22 protein-coding genes are annotated in these 14520 nt (G+C 43.9%); 5 read left to right on the forward strand and 17 right to left on the reverse strand.

What is annotated here, in order from left to right; all coding sequences use genetic code 11:
• The 15 genes from H6A32_RS13215 to H6A32_RS13285 all read right to left on the reverse strand — a co-directional run bounded on the left by H6A32_RS13215 (window position 1) and on the right by H6A32_RS13285 (window position 10665).
• The gene (locus H6A32_RS13215; protein ID WP_204864549.1) at window positions 1-336 is read right to left on the reverse strand and encodes a hypothetical protein; all 336 of its coding nucleotides are present in this window, start codon (window positions 334-336) and stop codon (window positions 1-3) included.
• 13 nt (window positions 337-349) lie between these two features.
• Window positions 350-1303: an N-6 DNA methylase gene (locus tag H6A32_RS13220; RefSeq protein WP_204864550.1), complete on the reverse strand. Its 954-nt coding sequence runs from the start codon at window positions 1301-1303 to the stop codon at window positions 350-352.
• On the reverse strand, window positions 1300-1608 hold the full coding sequence (locus H6A32_RS13225; protein WP_204864551.1) for a hypothetical protein: 309 nt from the start codon (window positions 1606-1608) through the stop codon (window positions 1300-1302). Before H6A32_RS13225 ends, H6A32_RS13220 begins: the two co-directional genes overlap by 4 nt.
• Before the next feature lie 26 nt (window positions 1609-1634).
• On the reverse strand, window positions 1635-1961 hold the full coding sequence (locus tag H6A32_RS13230) for a hypothetical protein (RefSeq protein WP_204864552.1): 327 nt from the start codon (window positions 1959-1961) through the stop codon (window positions 1635-1637).
• The gene (locus tag H6A32_RS13235) at window positions 1958-2164 is read right to left on the reverse strand and encodes a hypothetical protein (protein WP_204864553.1); all 207 of its coding nucleotides are present in this window, start codon (window positions 2162-2164) and stop codon (window positions 1958-1960) included. The genes H6A32_RS13230 and H6A32_RS13235 overlap by 4 nt, the downstream gene beginning before the upstream one ends.
• Window positions 2161-2553 carry a RusA family crossover junction endodeoxyribonuclease gene (locus H6A32_RS13240; RefSeq protein WP_204864554.1) on the reverse strand — a complete coding sequence of 131 codons (393 nt, stop codon included), beginning with the start codon at window positions 2551-2553 and terminating at the stop codon, window positions 2161-2163. The genes H6A32_RS13235 and H6A32_RS13240 overlap by 4 nt, the downstream gene beginning before the upstream one ends.
• Window positions 2543-2815, reverse strand: coding sequence for a hypothetical protein (locus tag H6A32_RS13245; protein WP_204864555.1), 273 nt, complete (start codon window positions 2813-2815; stop codon window positions 2543-2545). Before H6A32_RS13245 ends, H6A32_RS13240 begins: the two co-directional genes overlap by 11 nt.
• 301 nt (window positions 2816-3116) lie before the next feature.
• Window positions 3117-5408 (reverse strand): AAA family ATPase, encoded by a 2292-nt coding sequence (locus H6A32_RS13250; protein ID WP_204864556.1) that lies wholly within the window; start codon window positions 5406-5408, stop codon window positions 3117-3119.
• Window positions 5409-5410: 2 nt separating this feature from the next.
• Window positions 5411-6994 carry a DEAD/DEAH box helicase gene (locus tag H6A32_RS13255; protein ID WP_204864557.1) on the reverse strand — a complete coding sequence of 528 codons (1584 nt, stop codon included), beginning with the start codon at window positions 6992-6994 and terminating at the stop codon, window positions 5411-5413.
• Window positions 6994-7440, reverse strand: coding sequence for a DUF669 domain-containing protein (locus H6A32_RS13260; RefSeq protein ID WP_204864558.1), 447 nt, complete (start codon window positions 7438-7440; stop codon window positions 6994-6996). The genes H6A32_RS13255 and H6A32_RS13260 overlap by 1 nt, the downstream gene beginning before the upstream one ends.
• A gap of 20 nt (window positions 7441-7460) precedes the next feature.
• On the reverse strand, window positions 7461-8603 hold the full coding sequence (locus H6A32_RS13265; RefSeq protein ID WP_204864559.1) for an ATP-binding protein: 1143 nt from the start codon (window positions 8601-8603) through the stop codon (window positions 7461-7463).
• Entirely contained in the window at window positions 8604-9908 is a 1305-nt protein-coding gene (locus tag H6A32_RS13270) for an AAA family ATPase (protein WP_204864560.1), read from the reverse strand.
• Window positions 9909-9977: 69 nt separating this feature from the next.
• Window positions 9978-10253: a hypothetical protein gene (locus H6A32_RS13275; RefSeq protein WP_204864561.1), complete on the reverse strand. Its 276-nt coding sequence runs from the start codon at window positions 10251-10253 to the stop codon at window positions 9978-9980.
• On the reverse strand, window positions 10217-10435 hold the full coding sequence (locus H6A32_RS13280; RefSeq protein WP_204864562.1) for a hypothetical protein: 219 nt from the start codon (window positions 10433-10435) through the stop codon (window positions 10217-10219). Before H6A32_RS13280 ends, H6A32_RS13275 begins: the two co-directional genes overlap by 37 nt.
• 5 nt (window positions 10436-10440) lie before the next feature.
• A complete protein-coding gene (locus H6A32_RS13285) occupies window positions 10441-10665 on the reverse strand; it encodes a hypothetical protein (protein ID WP_204864563.1) in 225 nt (74 codons plus the stop codon).
• Between the two features lie 212 nt (window positions 10666-10877).
• Here H6A32_RS13285 and H6A32_RS13290 point away from each other — a divergent pair, with 212 nt between their 5' ends.
• Entirely contained in the window at window positions 10878-11084 is a 207-nt protein-coding gene (locus H6A32_RS13290) for a KTSC domain-containing protein (protein ID WP_204864564.1), read from the forward strand.
• On the opposite strand, the gene H6A32_RS13295 is transcribed toward H6A32_RS13290, so the two are convergent.
• Window positions 11081-11227 carry a BC1881 family protein gene (locus tag H6A32_RS13295; RefSeq protein ID WP_204864565.1) on the reverse strand — a complete coding sequence of 49 codons (147 nt, stop codon included), beginning with the start codon at window positions 11225-11227 and terminating at the stop codon, window positions 11081-11083. The two genes, H6A32_RS13290 and H6A32_RS13295, sit on opposite strands and share 4 nt — an antisense overlap.
• The gene (locus tag H6A32_RS13300) at window positions 11228-11419 is read right to left on the reverse strand and encodes a hypothetical protein (RefSeq protein WP_204864566.1); all 192 of its coding nucleotides are present in this window, start codon (window positions 11417-11419) and stop codon (window positions 11228-11230) included.
• Window positions 11420-11603: 184 nt separating this feature from the next.
• On the opposite strand from H6A32_RS13300, the gene H6A32_RS13305 reads away from it, so the two are divergent.
• The 4 genes from H6A32_RS13305 (at window position 11604) to H6A32_RS13320 (ending at window position 14411) form a co-directional block, all read left to right on the forward strand.
• Window positions 11604-11912, forward strand: coding sequence for a helix-turn-helix domain-containing protein (locus H6A32_RS13305; RefSeq protein ID WP_204864567.1), 309 nt, complete (start codon window positions 11604-11606; stop codon window positions 11910-11912).
• 54 nt (window positions 11913-11966) lie between these two features.
• Complete coding sequence (locus tag H6A32_RS13310; RefSeq protein ID WP_204864568.1) at window positions 11967-12434, forward strand: ImmA/IrrE family metallo-endopeptidase; 468 nt, start codon at window positions 11967-11969, stop codon at window positions 12432-12434.
• Window positions 12435-12487: 53 nt separating this feature from the next.
• Window positions 12488-13054 carry a DUF5067 domain-containing protein gene (locus tag H6A32_RS13315; RefSeq protein ID WP_204864569.1) on the forward strand — a complete coding sequence of 189 codons (567 nt, stop codon included), beginning with the start codon at window positions 12488-12490 and terminating at the stop codon, window positions 13052-13054.
• Window positions 13055-13559: 505 nt separating this feature from the next.
• Complete coding sequence (locus tag H6A32_RS13320; protein ID WP_243424935.1) at window positions 13560-14411, forward strand: tyrosine-type recombinase/integrase; 852 nt, start codon at window positions 13560-13562, stop codon at window positions 14409-14411.
• Window positions 14412-14520 lie beyond the last annotated feature (109 nt).

Consider the following 14520-nt stretch of genomic DNA (forward strand, 5'->3'; position numbering starts at 1 on the left):
TCAGTCCTCCCATTTCAATCGCTGTCCGCAGTGATAGCAAAATTCTGCAATTCCTGTCCCAGTAAAATGCTTTCCGCAGTTCGGACATATATAATCATCCGTATACCTTACACCTGAATCAGTATCTTTTGTTGGCGCTTTCGCCGTATCTCGTTCCTTAAGTTCCATGATCTGCTCCGGAGTAAGTCCGGTGTCCTCGTAAGGTTTCAATTCTTCAAGCCGCTTCCTTGTATCATGTGCCATTTGAGCCACGTTAAGCTGACCGGTAAATACTTTGTCGTGTTTATGTATTTCCTCGACTCTTTTTAACTCTCTTATCATTTTTTCTGTCTCCATCTCCGCTCTCCTTTCACAATCCAATATCAAATAAAGAAATTTGGTTATTGTCGCAAGCATTCGTTTTATCCCTATCGTATTCTCTCAGAATTTTTCTTATCGCACTTATGTAAGGTCTCATACTGATTTCTTCCATTTCACAGACCATTCTGTCAAAATCTAGTTCCTTTTTAAGCCTTATTAGAAACGAACGCCTTGCTTCATTCTCCAACACCAGTGGATCAATATATTCTTTTTCAATTTCTTCTGGGATATAAATGCCCACGGACAATGAATAGTCATTTTCTTCCACCGTTTCCCGCGATACTGTCTCTGTTTTGTCTCCATCCTCAAAAACAATATCTGTAGTAGTTTTATTCTTTTTGAGAACAACAATGCAGGTTGATATCGCAGTATCTTCGAATGTATTCCCGGGAATATTGACTACTCTGTCTATGTAATTATTCTCTACAAACCATTTCCTGACCTTCCCCTCTCTCTGACCTCTGTAAAGGATTCCGGGAAATTCCAATACAACAGCAACACCATTCTCTGAAAGATGGTGCAGAATATGGAGCATGAAAGCCCAATCTGCTTTTGAAGGCGGCGGTAATACAGGAGAACAGGAAAATCTTTCATCTTCTGCTAATTCATCCGGATTCCATTTTACAGAGAATGGAGGATTTGCAACAATGCAGTCAAATTTCATTCCATTGAATCCATCGTCAAGAAGTGTATCCCCTGCATATCCTTTAAAGTTAGGGACGTCAATCAGTGATAGCTGTTCTCTATCTAACTCCTGCCCGTATTTTTTTACATTTTCGGGAAATACCCGCAGAAGATTCCCTGCTCCACATGTCGGGTCATACACGGTTTCCGGTTCAAAATCCACATATGACTTTAATTTTTCTGCTAGCTCCGGGGGCGTGTAAAATATCCCTTTGTCTTTAAATTCCCAACGTATATTCTTAATACTTTTCTGCTTCACGAACCACCATGCCCCTTTGTTTTCTTACCGGTCGCATGATGTTCGGTCAGAAGACGTGTGTTTTTCAATCTTGTCCTGACTTCCTCTGCAGTTGGAACACGAATTACAGTCGCCTTTCCAGTTGCCATTTGTTCCGCAATCATTTCGATTGCTTTTTTCGCTTCAACCTCCGAACTGTATACGGAAATTTTTGATGTAATTCCGCTCATGAAGCTTACAGCCAACGTTCCCGGATCCCGTCCAGGAAATATATCTTTCACCGCGTCCAGATTGATGATTGTTCTTTGATTTTCATACAAAAACATCTCCGCTCTCCTTTCGTTTGTTTTGGTTAATTATCGTCCTTAATCTCAATATCCAATTCTCTCAATACATTGATTCCAGTGTCTCTTTCAATCTCCTCATTCAGCAGCTTAAAGTATTCTTCATCTTCCATGACGTATCCCATGCACTTTTCCAGAAATGCGAGATACTCTTTGATTCTCTTCTTTCCGTAATTGTGCTTTCGCATCATAAAATCTACTGAGATCAGCGCCATGCACGAGAAGCATTTTAAATCTTCCTGCTGCTGCATTTTTTTGTATTCTGGATTCCGCAGCACCTCTTTTACTAACTTCTCAACCTGGTATTTCTTATGCGCTTTATCTGCCCAACTCATACTTTCTCCTTTCTTTCCACTTCGTTGATCACAGCCATCAGCATTTCTTTCGCCATCGGCTCCTGCTTATATCTTGCATAGATTTCCTCGGTCTCTTTCTTGAACTGCTCCAAAGCTCCCTCATTCGCCGTTCTCAGGATGTATTTCCGATACAGGTGCCAACAATCACAGAAAAGCTGAAACGCCGTTCTGACCGCCATCATAACTCCGTCACCCGGATATAAATTCCAGGGATCTCTGCCCAAAACTTTTCTACGATCTCAGACGCCACCTGCGCATCATCGCTCCAAAACTTCACGGATGTCATACAGTCTTTCAGTAGCTTTTGCAGGTTGTCTGTATCCGGTTTTGTTATCTTATATTCGCCATCCAAATGCCTGCCTCTTGGGAAGCACCACTTCACGATCAGCTGTAGTCCGCCCTGATATGGTTCTGCCGGAGCGTACTGTCCAAGGTATGCCGTCAGCTTCTGTCTTGCTGCTTTCAATTCATCCGGCTCGTAAAATATCGGCCTTCCTTTTACCACATGGACTTTCTTTTCCTGGTGCGTAATTGTCGGCGGAATCATTGCCATAAAAAATTCAATCGCCATTGTAATCAACTCCTTGCCATGTATCATGATCAGCGTTATAAACTATTATCTTTCGCCTTTTTAATTCCCGTAATATTGTTTTATAAATCATCACCATCATCACCATCATTCTGTTGGAATTACATGTCATAAAAGCTACATGTTGTAAAACCGGTGAAGATTTTTTCCTACAATCCGGATTTTTATTTTTTGTTGGCGGCATATTTCCGAAAGCATCCCTAAGCTCGTTTTCGAAAATATTGTCTGGAATTTCAATTATCATTTTTGCTTTACCCCTTTAATGTGTTGAATTTTCCTTTCACCTCGCGGTTGTGCTGGGTGGGCTCCCTCCCGTGTGTGTGGGGGCGTGCTTATATCGCCCCACACTGTAAGGGTGGGTGCCCGCACATTCCCGCCCGTTAGGGTTATACTTTAGTATAAGGTGCCGGGCGGGAATGTTCCCGACCTCCTGTGACCATGGTGTCGGGAATGATATGTTTCATTTCCCACCACCTAAAAATTAAGGTCACGGGAAACATTAACATTTATTCCCGATACCTAAATTTTGTGGTTACGGGAATCTATTATTCCTCATTCCCTGAACCTGATTTTTCAGGTATCGGGACAATTCTCTTTGTCTCTTTATCTGTCGTGTATCCTAATTTTTTAAGAGAATTCCAGATTGTTTTTTCTGCCGGATACTTTTCTCCAACAGCTTCTGCATCGCTTTTCATCTGTTCGTATAATTCTTTTACAGTAGGATAGATATCATTATGTCCGAATCGGTAACTTTCAATGGCCATGTTATATTTTGCCTGGGTATTCTTTTTCTGTATTTCTGCCTGTTTTTTTCGTGCCTCTTTTCCTTTCTGCCATGCTGGCCGTTCGTCTTCCGGCTGGATATCGTTCAGGCATCCTGTATCATCAATCCGGTGTACCGGATACTGAAACCATACATTGGCCGGCGCAAATTTCGGAAATTCTCTGAGCGTTCCTTCGATCCGCCATGCCGTTTTCGCTTTTACATCGTTCACCGCATCTTCTATCTGCTTCTGCAGAGCGTTCATCTGCCATTTATCAAGGTGCTCTTCGCAATAGTTCAGCATCTGCGCTTTACTGCACAGATCATCCTGAGACAGATCATCTTCCCATTTAAAATAAGCATCCAGGTACTGAATACAGACTTTGCATATAGCCTTATTCTTTTCCTGTTCTATCAAAGCTTCTGTCGGTTCCAGTTCGATCAGATCCAACAATGCATCCGGATCTCTGGCAAACACACCGGATCCGCTGGCACGGTCCATGGATTTCTTTCCGCCCTGACTTCCCTTGCTGTGATGGTGGCAGTAGATCACCGCACAGCCCAGTTCTGTACATACCTTGTCAAACTGATTACAGAAATTCGCCATCTGATCCGCACTATTTTCATCACCCGTGATGACCTTGTAGATCGGATCGATAATGATTGCCACATAATCTTTCTTTGCAGCCCTCCGGATCAGCTTCGGCGCCAATTTGTCCATAGGTACCGACTTCCCTCTTAAGTTCCAGATATCAATGCTTCCCAGGTGCTCTGGTTTCCATCCAAGAGCCTGGTATACATCCCGGAAACGATGCAGGCAGCTTGCCCGGTCAAGCTCCAGGTTCACATACATCACGCGTCCTCTCGCACACTGCCATTGAAGCCAGTTCTTTCCTTCAGCTATGGCAATGCACAATTCGATCTGCAAAAAGGACTTTCCTGCTTTGGACGGTCCAGCAATCAGCATCTTATGTCCCTTTCTCAGGACGCCTTCTATCAGGCAAGGGGAGAGTTCCGGAAGGTTGTCCCATACTGTTTCCAGAGACTCCGGATCCGGAAGATCATCGTTGATACTTTCAATCCATTCCTGCCATTCTTCCCAGGTATCTTTTCCAATGTTGGTATCTACAAGGAACTGCTTCTTCCCGTTCCGGATGACTCCCGGCATACGGGATAAGCGGGAAGGATTTTTATTCTGCGTATCCAGTTTCAATCCGTTTTTCTTGCAGATATTGTATAGGTATTCCACCCTCTGGCGGTATTCCCGATAATCTGCAGCGTCAATCTTCACAATCGCATGCAGACTTTTCTTTCCTGAAAATACCAGTGCTGCGATCGGCAGTTCCAGTTCTCTCAGCATCGCATTCTGCTGATCCAGTTCCATGGAATCTGATTCTACCAATGCATAACGAAAATCCGTTACATTTTCATTTTTACAGTCTTTGCCATCTAATGGATTGAATCGGATCCATGCACCAGCTTCTTGATTGTAATCTCCAAGAACAGCTCCAATATCCCCATTGCACCGGTTCAGTTCCTGAATCAGCTGTCCTGCTGTCCGATCCCAACAGCCTTTTGTCGGTAGCCACCTGGTTCCTTTTTCATCCGGTTTTTCCCAACTCTGCGTTACATAGCCGACATTTTCCCCGGCTTCAAACAAGGTTTCCAGATACCGCACCAGGTCTTTTACGGGATCCCAGTGCTTCGGTTCCTGAATTTCTTTTCCTTCTACCCAGCCTTTATCGATGATGACCAGATCATCTCTCTCTCCGATTGCATCATTCCAGTCCAACTCATGCCCTGGATCCCGTTCCGGAACCCATCCATGGTCGATCGCCATCTGTACAATGGTCCCCGCTGTAACCGGCTCAGTGGATCCATGGAAACTGCCCCATTTCCGAAGACACTCTCCAGAATGATATCGGGCAGGATCCCTCTGACTCCACCGATCCCAATCTGCTGCTGTATACCCTTCTTCTTTTAATGCCATCCCGATATTGATCCATTCCTGATAGTCCAGATCAGCGGGATGGATCTGCTCCAGAATCTCTAAAAGATCTGCCCTTTGTTCCATGTCTATGCTCCTTTATATTCTGATGGGATAATATCACGAGGAATTTTCCAGCCGTTTCCTGCAATTCGGTCAATCAGTTTTTTTGCAGTATCAAACTGCCATGTTCCCACGTGCTGAAAACCTCTGCTTTCCAGGAATCGAATCTGCTTTGGCGTTGTCAGTCCTTCTTGACGACGTTTGTCCAGACGTTCCAGCAGCTTCGATGCCTTTCCTGCGTTATCAATCTCATCTGGCAAAATTCCAAGTTTCTCCAGTGTCTTTTTCTGACCATCAGACGGCGGTGCCATCTCCCAGCCAAATGCCGGGACGTATCCGGCCAGATCCTCCGCCTGGATGCTCATTTCAAACTGCAGTGGATCTACCAGTTTTCGCTTCCTACGCTTCATCTCTGCCAGCTTCTGCGCTAGTGCCTCTTCTCTTTGTGCTACAACGTCCTCAGATGCTGTCTTTTCGGCCTCCTCTATGTCAATAGGGCATCCCGCATCCTTTTCCAGATTCTCTGTCATCTTCCGAGCTACTTCCTCACTCTCGCAAATCAGATGGGCAGGATGACACAGTTCATGTCGCTCTGTATGCCACAGAAAATCCAAAAGGAGAAGATGATCCTTTCCCGGAGCGAGCCGGGTACCTCGTCCGACCATCTGACAATACAGACCCCGCACCTTTGTCGGTCTCAACACAACGATACAGTCTACATCCGGGCAGTCCCATCCTTCCGTCAAAAGCATAGAGTTGCACAGGACGTTATATTTTCCGGTCGCATAATCCTCCAGGATCTCTGTACGGTTCTGGCTTTCTCCGTTGACTTCCGCTGCATGGAATCCATGGTCATTTAAGATATCCCGGAATTTCTGACTGGTCTTAACCAGGGGAAGAAATACCACCGTCTTTTTCTCCCGGCAGTATTTTTCCATTTCCATGGCAATCCCCTCCAAGTACGGATCCAGTGCATTCCCCAAATCTCCTGCTTTAAAATCCCCGGACTGTACTCCCACACCTGTCAAGTCTACTTGAAGCGGGATCGTCACGGCTTTAATCGGAGACAGGTATCCCTCTTTGATCGCTTTGGGCAGCGTATATTCATAAGCCAGTGATTCAAACACCTGCCCCAGATTCTTCATGTCACCCCTGTCCGGAGTTGCTGTAACGCCAAGTACTTTGGCATCCGGAAAATGATGCAGTACCCTCTGATAGCTGTCGGAAATACAGTGATGTGCCTCATCAATGATGATGGTGTCAAAATAATCGTCCGGGAACCGTTTTAGCCTGGTCTCCCGCATCAGGCTTTGGACGGATCCGACTGTGATCCGGAACCAGCTTCCCAGACAGGACTCTTCTGCTTTTTCTGTCGCACATTTCAGTCCGGTCGCTTTTGCGATCTTGTCGGCTGCCTGTTCCAATAGTTCGCCCCGATGAGCCAGAATCAGAACCCGGTCTCCATTTCTTACACAGTCTTCTGTGATCTTTGCGAATACAATGGTTTTTCCACAGCCGGTAGGAAGAACCAGGAGCGTTTTCCTGGTTCCGTTCTCCCACTGTTCAAAAACCGCTTCTTTCGCTTCTCTTTGATACGGTCTTAGTTCCATTAAAATTTCCCTGCCTCAAATTTCTTTTCTTCAAATGGATAGAACTTCTTGATATCATTTCCCTGCCGTTTTTCTCCATCTGTTCCAGTCCATTCGTGAATGCCGACTTTGCAACGTCCTTTCGCTCCAATAACCGCATTCCAGTTCATCTTGATTTTTTCACCCTTTTTCTTCTGTCCAATGGATGTGAAGAATGCAGAAATCATCCCTTCTGTTTTGGTATGTAAAAACAGGTTATGATTGATCAGCGCTGTTCCATCCGGTGTGTCAATCCGAAGTTTCAGCATTGCTTTATTGCATGCCGGAAGTTTCTCGCTTCCGTTGTGGCGGCCACGCTCGAAGCTTTCCACCGCAAAGTCGTAGTCGCCCTCCGGAAGCAGTATAAAGTCACTGCCGTCTTTCTCAATTTCATCGTCCCATCCTAATTCTCTTTCAAAATCGCTCATATTGTTATATCCTCCTAAATTTAAACTTCTTCAAATGGTATTTCGTAGGTTTCTCGCAGCTGTTTGATCATGGCATAGACCTGTGGCCATGCTCCCACTAACACGCCGGAAATAAAATCCGGATCATAATTTAAAATTGGCGTCGTCTGCGGATAGTAACCTTTTCCGGCTACTACTGCCTGGATTTCATCTTCCGACACCAGTTTGTCTTCCATCAGGTCCCGCAGTGCCTTCGGGATCCGCTCATCTACATGGAACACGCTGTCTTTTGACACTGCTGGTTCCTGTTTTGGCTGTTCTTCTTTTTTTGGCGGGTTTTCCGGTGCCAGATCTCTCAGATCCATCTGCTTGCCTTCCGGTACTGTTGGAACCGGATCCGGCATCTTTGGGGCTACCGGAGCTTCCGGAGCCTTCTGCGGTTGTGCCTCTGGAGTTATTTGATCAATAATTCCGGCGATGACTCCGTAATCAAACTCGCATTCGTCCGGCAGTCCATACCGGTTTTTAGCGTCCCAGCACGGATGATGGCTTGTGTACATGACACGTTTCCCGCCCTGCGCCTTATGCTTCTTTCCCTTGTCGTCTACGGCAATGGAATAGGTCTTGTAATTGCAAAACAGGAGCATATCTGCCCATTCCTTCACCAGCGGGGATGTCTGGGAAGAAGTCTTCTTCCCAAGTTTCAACTCCCACCTGTCGTAGGCTCCCAGTTCGTCCGGCTGCTCAAATTTCCTGAGCTGTGCATGTGCCGTCAGTACCACATTGATTCCTTTTTCAATGACGTCCGTCAAACGGTTCAGGAACCGACCGAACTCTTCTTTGGTGTAGACATATCCGTTTCCATATCCGAAATCCTCAATTCCAGACTTATTATGCTTAGAGCAAATATGCTCAACACAAAGCTGTTCTGCCCAGTCGATGGTGTCAATCACCAGAGTTTTGCACACTCCTGCGGTTTTTTCCACATAATCGATTTCTTCCAGGAGCATTGTCCAGCTAGTAGGGCGCGGAAGTCTTGCCACGTCCATATCATTGGTACTCCCCTCCGTATCAATAAACACTGGATTCGGAAATCTGGAAGCGAATGTGGATTTCCCGATTCCCTCCGGACCGTAAACGACAACTTTCTTGGCGCGCTTGATTTTTCCCTTGATAATTTCCATTTAAAATTCACCTGCTTTCCATGTTGTTTTAGGCTGCGGAGCCGCAACTTCTTCGTGTTCCTGCCCTTTGACATAGCCGTCTTCAATAATGATGCTGCACTCTTCGCCCGTGCTGACTCTGGTCGCAATTGCTTGCAGCCCTTCCTGTTCCAGCCACTGTCCGAATTCATTTAGCGTCTGCCGATCCATCTGCTCCAGCTTGTCCAACAGTACAAATCCGCATTTTGGATTTAACTTCCTGACAATCGCAGTGGACACTTTCAGCCGATCGGAGCCAGACATGTTGTCCCACTGCTGTCCCTTATAGATCAGCTCGCCGTCTTTGACTGACAGATCCGGAAGAGGCAGTTCCGCGGACTGTAAAAGATCTGTCTTAGATTTCCTGGTATCGTTGATCTGCTGAGTCAGTTCCTGATACTGCTTTCTGTATTCTGAGGCGTCGTCTTCTGCTTTATCCTTATCCATATTGGCCCGTACTTTGCGGTTGATCTCTTCGATATTAGCCAGGGATGCTTCCAGTTCAGCGGTAGACTCATCCTGTAAATCTTCCGCAGATTTATAAGCGATATTCATATCCTGATCAACTTGGATCAACTGCTTCTGATAGCGTTCTAATTCTTCTTTTAATGTGTTGACTTTTTCCGCAAGACGATTCCTTTCGGCATGCAGTTCCAGTGCACGATCCCTTTTCTTCTGGTTCTCGCCATTCCGGGCAAGAATTTCCTGCTGCTGCCTGATCAGTTCAGATGGGGATATTAATTCTTTTGGCGCTTCCGGATAGTATGGCTGCTCTTTCGCAAATTTCTCTTTCCGGTCCGCAATCTGTCCAATGGCCAGTCTGCTGTTGTATAATTCCTTTTCTTTGCGATCCAAAACGTCCAGCTTATCCCCTACTCCAATAATCTTAAGTAACGTCTGCGCTTTTTCTTTTCCGGAACTTTCCATAAACTTCGGAAGATCCAGGGCAAGCTGTTCCACGAACTCGTTCAGAAGCTGCTGTCCGCCTTTCTGTCCGGACGGATCCGTCACTTTCAAACTACTGTTTTTTCCCTTTCGCTCCACAACCAGTCCATTGCTTAAAACAAGATGCAATGTAGGCGGGATCATGGATCCTTCTCTCTGAGCCTGTGACGGACGGAATTTATCTCCGCCTAAAGCCCAGGCGATGGAATCCAATACAGATGTTTTGCCTTGGTTGTTATTCCCTCCTACGATCGTCAGTCCACTTGCTGTCGGTTCAATCTTCACGGCTTTAATCCGCTTCACATTTTCGATTTCCAGTTTGTTTATTTTAATGCTTTCCATTTGACCTTTCCTTTCAAATTCCTTATAATATAGTTGACCTTTTCTGAGTGCATATGTGGATTGCCGTCCCTATGCACTCTTTTTCATTTCCTGCTGCCATTTCCTTTTCCGGAGCTCTCTGATCCGGAGATACCTGTGCTCCCGGCACCGGACGCAACGGTATGCCATGTAGGACACCGCCATTGTTTCCACTGCGATCACCAGTTCCATCAAAAACATCAGCGCATCCATGGTACCTGATTCATAACCTCCTACGATCCCAATCAGCGCCAGAAACGCTGTCCCGCCGATCAGCAGGCAGATGTCTTTCAGGACCCGGTATTTCCGCAGCTTTCTTCTGTGCATGGCTTCTCGCCTCCTTTTGCTCTACGTGCCTCTTCGATGATCGGCCGAAGTTCTTTTAATTCTTTCCGGATCTGCTCTGCTTCCTCGGCGTATTTCGGCTCCCAGCTGACTCCAGAATGATCCATGATCCACATCAGCCTGTTGACCAGGCTCAGGTATCTGTTCATCTCTTTTAACGTCATTCTGATCACTCTCCCATCATCTCTCCCCATCTTTTTTCCATTTCTTCCAAAGGAATTCCAAGTTCCGATGCAGCTTTATAGAGATTTACTGTGTAATGCAACCTTTGACATCCTTTGTTTTTGTCAGCTGATCCGAACCCAAATCGTCCTCTTTGTATCCCAATTCTGAGTTCCTGCTGCGGAATTCCCAGAATTCTGGATGCAGTTGCTGCTCGTACTACCGTTTTCACATTTACACCTCCTTCTTGTCTGGATCATCCGTCTGGAACAGATAATCCAATGTCTTATCGGGAAATCCCTGTATTTAGAATTTGTTCATTTTATTTATAGAACTTTTATACAAGATATTGTGCTTTTAAATACTTTTCTGTTGATTTACTCACCGCAATACTTTACACTATATTCAGAACAAACATTCGACAAAGAAAGGCGGTGATATTTTATGAATATGACACCGGTATCTTCTTCCAATATCTCCAGTATTGGATATGAAAACGGAACTCTTTATGTTTCTTTCCATCACGGTGGATTGTATGCATATTCTGGTGTACCAGAATCCGTATATCGTGGTCTTATGTCTGCATCCTCACATGGCAGTTACTTGGCTTCCCATGTAAAAGGTGTTTATCCATATAGACGTATCAGCTAATCAATAATGACAAGAATCTTTGCCGGACCATTGACTGATAGTTTTTTATCCTGATGTGGTTCGGCATATTCTGTTGAAACACCTTCTCTACCTTCCAATTCATTAACTAAATCGTGTGTTGAATATTCTTTTAAAGATGGCATTTACTGTTCACCTCCTTTATCGTCTTTACTGAACAAATACTTCATTTCTAGATCGGGAAAAAACGTCTCCTGAATTAGCATTGCTTGTTCAATGGAAAATGCGCTATTTCCATTCAGCTTATTCGCCACACTGTTTCTGTGAATTTTGAGTAATTCAGAAATGCTTTCTATTGATACTTTTCTTTTCGCCATTTCTCCCCGTAAATTGATACATGGCACTTTTTATCACGCTCCTTCCAAGTCACGCATTTGCGTGTTTCTTATTATAAGTTATCACGTGTTTGCGTATTTGTCAACACATTTTTACGCATTTGCAAAATATATTGTTGAATATTATCCGCAAACGTGGTATATTCAAGCCATAGGAGGTAATGCAATGGGAATAGGAAATAAATTGAACGAATTATTAAAAGATAGAAATATGACTGTTACTGAACTTTCCAGAAAAATCAACGTTGCTCCAACTACAATTTATTCTATTATTCAAAGAAATAATAAAAAGGTAGATATTGATGTACTTTTAGATATAGCAGACGTTCTTGGAGTAACAGCAGAATATTTTAGAGATTCTCCGAAATCTGAGCCTACCACCCGTGCAGCTCACTTTGATGGAACTGAATTCACTGAGGAGCAGCTCGACAGAATAGAAGCTTTTGCGAAATTCATCAAGCAGGAAGATAAGTAAGTCCGGTTTATTACACACCTCTTCCAATATACTGTAAAATATGGAGGGATTGCCGTGAATAAACTGGAAAAATTAGAACAAGAAGCTTTCGAAGATAAGGTGACAATTCATGATTACTACTTGGGAGAAGAAAGCTTAAAAGGAATATACATAGATGGTAATATTGCCATCAATACATCAGTAAATAATACTGTAGAAAAGGCCTGTGTCCTTGCAGAAGAGCTTGGACACCATCATACATCTGTTGGGAATATCATTGATATGGAAAATGTCTCAAACAGGAAACAGGAACGACAAGCCCGGTTTTGGGGATATAACAAACTGATCGGGCTGACCGGAATCGTTAGAGCATTTCAGGCTGGATGCCAGAGCCGTCATGAAGTAGCTGATCTGCTGGATGTGACGGAAGAATATTTGCAGGAATGTATTGACTGCTATAGAGATAAATACGGGGTTTATACTGAGATTGATAATTACACGATTTATTTTATACCGAATCTGGCAGTCATGGAAAAGATATAATCGCTACGGCGCTTATATAAATGGGTTTACTCAATGTAAGGGGAAAGCGAGGAATGAATATGAAAAAGAAAATTGTTGCAATGATGTTGGCAGGTGTAATGGCTTGCGGATTGTGGGCCTGCGGAAATTCTTCTGAACCAAAAGAAGAAACAAAAAGCGAAAACAAAGAAGAAACCGTGGAAGTACCAGAAGAACAAAAAACGGACGTTTCATTTAAAGATGACATACTAACCATCGAAGATGGAGTTATAAAAATTACCGGAACAGAAGTTGCACCAGCCAACACAGACATTGGCGAAGAAAATCCTACACTGATCTTTACTTATGAATTTACCAACACAAGTGATGATGTATTACAGCCAGGAACTGTCTGGATTGCTTGCTTTAACGCTACTCAGGAAACTGAATCAACTATCGAAGATTTAGATGTTGCATTTGCTCCGCAGGACGAAAAATATACAGAAATGAATGAAATGAGTTACACGGATGTAAAACCGGGAGCAACAGTGGAATCCGTTATATCTTATGATATCAAAGACACAACACTTCCGGTCACTCTGACAGCAACTCAGGGAATTGCTGGGGAGGAGCTCGGAAGTAAAGTAATCAATTTACAGTAAAACATAAAAAACCGCCCCTGCGCCAACAGAGACGGTTCGCAATCAATCCGAAGATCGACTACTATATTTCCCAAAAATATTGTATCATCTTCGGGCAGCCTGCGCAAGCGGAACTCTTGTTCAATGCTGGCTGTTATTTTTGTACTCAAAAACAAGTAAAGGAGATGATGTTATGCCTAAAAAGCAAAAACACCCGAACTTGCCAAATGGATACGGATCTATCCGAAGACTTTCAGGAAATCGTACAAATCCATACGCTGTCCATCCTCCTGTCACAGATTATACCGACAAAGGAATCCCTATTACTCCACGTGCTCTCTGCTATGTAGCAGACTGGTATGTCGGATTTGCTGTTCTTACGGCATATAAGGCAGGAACTTATACGCCAGGTATGGAGCAGGAGCTGGCAAAAATGCGTGCCGTAGACGATGGAGATCTTTCACTGTTTACTAAAAACATTCTGGCAAACCTGCAAGTTCTACGAAACGATCCAGAGGAACAGGTTATGACTTTTTCTGATCTTTACAAAGAATATTTTCACTGGAAATACGAAGGAAAGAAAAAGTACAGTCAGTCCTCTATTGATGGATCCCGAAAAGGATTCCGAAACTGTTCCGCTATTCACAACAAAAAAATTACGGATATTACCTATCAGATGATGCAGGATATTCTTGACTCTTGCCCTTTGAAACACTCCAGCCTTGAATTTATGCTTTCTTGCATGAAACAGTGCTTCCATTATGCATACGCTCAAGGATATATCGAAAAAAATCCTACAGAACTGCTTCGGATCAATATTCCGGAAGATGATGAACACGGAGTTCCTTTTACAGAAAAAGACCTGGCCACACTTTGGGATCACGAAGAGGATGACATTGCGCAGCATCTTCTGATCATGTGTTATTCCGGCCTGCGGGTCAATGAACTCAAAGTTGTAACGGTTAATCTGGATAACTTTTCTTTCTCTGGTGGCTTAAAGACCCCTTCCGGGAAAAACCGGATCAATCCTATCCATTCTTCCATACAAAACATTGTATCGGAACGGCTGAAAAAATACGGATGTTTAATGCCAAACTCCTATTCTTATTTAAACAAAAATATGAATAGCTATCTTCCCTCCCTTGGAATTGAAGCGCATACTCCTCACGATTGCAAACATACTTTCTCTATGCTCTGCGAAAAGTATGGTGTAAGAGAAAACGATAGAAAGCGCATGCTTGGCCACAAATTTTCCGATGTTACAAATGATGTATATGGACATAGAGCTTTGGAGGATCTTCGTACAGAAATCGAGAAGATTCCGTGTTGCAAACGTGTTGCAAATGAACCCCTCATTTTCCAAAATAACCCGATCTAATTCAATTCAATCGAAATGTCGGAAACCCGCGTTTTTTCTAGGAAAATCCAGATTATCCGCTTAATTCCGGCATTCCCGTCAGAAAGCGAAAAAATAAATGAGGATTATT

The organism is Drancourtella massiliensis (assembly GCF_016900655.1).
Lineage (GTDB): Bacteria > Bacillota > Clostridia > Lachnospirales > Lachnospiraceae > Sellimonas > Sellimonas catena.

Coding starts and splice junctions, on each gene's coding strand:
- H6A32_RS13215 (WP_204864549.1), bottom strand. CDS start 336: ATGGAGACAGAAAAAATGATAAGAGAGTTAAAAAGAGTCGAGGAAATA.
- H6A32_RS13225 (WP_204864551.1), bottom strand. CDS start 1,608: ATGTTTTTGTATGAAAATCAAAGAACAATCATCAATCTGGACGCGGTG.
- H6A32_RS13230 (WP_204864552.1), bottom strand. CDS start 1,961: ATGAGTTGGGCAGATAAAGCGCATAAGAAATACCAGGTTGAGAAGTTA.
- H6A32_RS13235 (WP_204864553.1), bottom strand. CDS start 2,164: ATGATGGCGGTCAGAACGGCGTTTCAGCTTTTCTGTGATTGTTGGCAC.
- H6A32_RS13240 (WP_204864554.1), bottom strand. CDS start 2,553: ATGGCGATTGAATTTTTTATGGCAATGATTCCGCCGACAATTACGCAC.
- H6A32_RS13245 (WP_204864555.1), bottom strand. CDS start 2,815: ATGATAATTGAAATTCCAGACAATATTTTCGAAAACGAGCTTAGGGAT.
- H6A32_RS13250 (WP_204864556.1), bottom strand. CDS start 5,408: ATGGAACAAAGGGCAGATCTTTTAGAGATTCTGGAGCAGATCCATCCC.
- H6A32_RS13255 (WP_204864557.1), bottom strand. CDS start 6,994: ATGGAACTAAGACCGTATCAAAGAGAAGCGAAAGAAGCGGTTTTTGAA.
- H6A32_RS13260 (WP_204864558.1), bottom strand. CDS start 7,440: ATGAGCGATTTTGAAAGAGAATTAGGATGGGACGATGAAATTGAGAAA.
- H6A32_RS13265 (WP_204864559.1), bottom strand. CDS start 8,603: ATGGAAATTATCAAGGGAAAAATCAAGCGCGCCAAGAAAGTTGTCGTT.
- H6A32_RS13270 (WP_204864560.1), bottom strand. CDS start 9,908: ATGGAAAGCATTAAAATAAACAAACTGGAAATCGAAAATGTGAAGCGG.
- H6A32_RS13275 (WP_204864561.1), bottom strand. CDS start 10,253: ATGCACAGAAGAAAGCTGCGGAAATACCGGGTCCTGAAAGACATCTGC.
- H6A32_RS13280 (WP_204864562.1), bottom strand. CDS start 10,435: ATGACGTTAAAAGAGATGAACAGATACCTGAGCCTGGTCAACAGGCTG.
- H6A32_RS13290 (WP_204864564.1), top strand. CDS start 10,878: ATGAATATGACACCGGTATCTTCTTCCAATATCTCCAGTATTGGATAT.
- H6A32_RS13295 (WP_204864565.1), bottom strand. CDS start 11,227: ATGCCATCTTTAAAAGAATATTCAACACACGATTTAGTTAATGAATTG.
- H6A32_RS13300 (WP_204864566.1), bottom strand. CDS start 11,419: ATGGCGAAAAGAAAAGTATCAATAGAAAGCATTTCTGAATTACTCAAA.
- H6A32_RS13305 (WP_204864567.1), top strand. CDS start 11,604: ATGGGAATAGGAAATAAATTGAACGAATTATTAAAAGATAGAAATATG.
- H6A32_RS13315 (WP_204864569.1), top strand. CDS start 12,488: ATGAATATGAAAAAGAAAATTGTTGCAATGATGTTGGCAGGTGTAATG.
- H6A32_RS13320 (WP_243424935.1), top strand. CDS start 13,560: ATGACTTTTTCTGATCTTTACAAAGAATATTTTCACTGGAAATACGAA.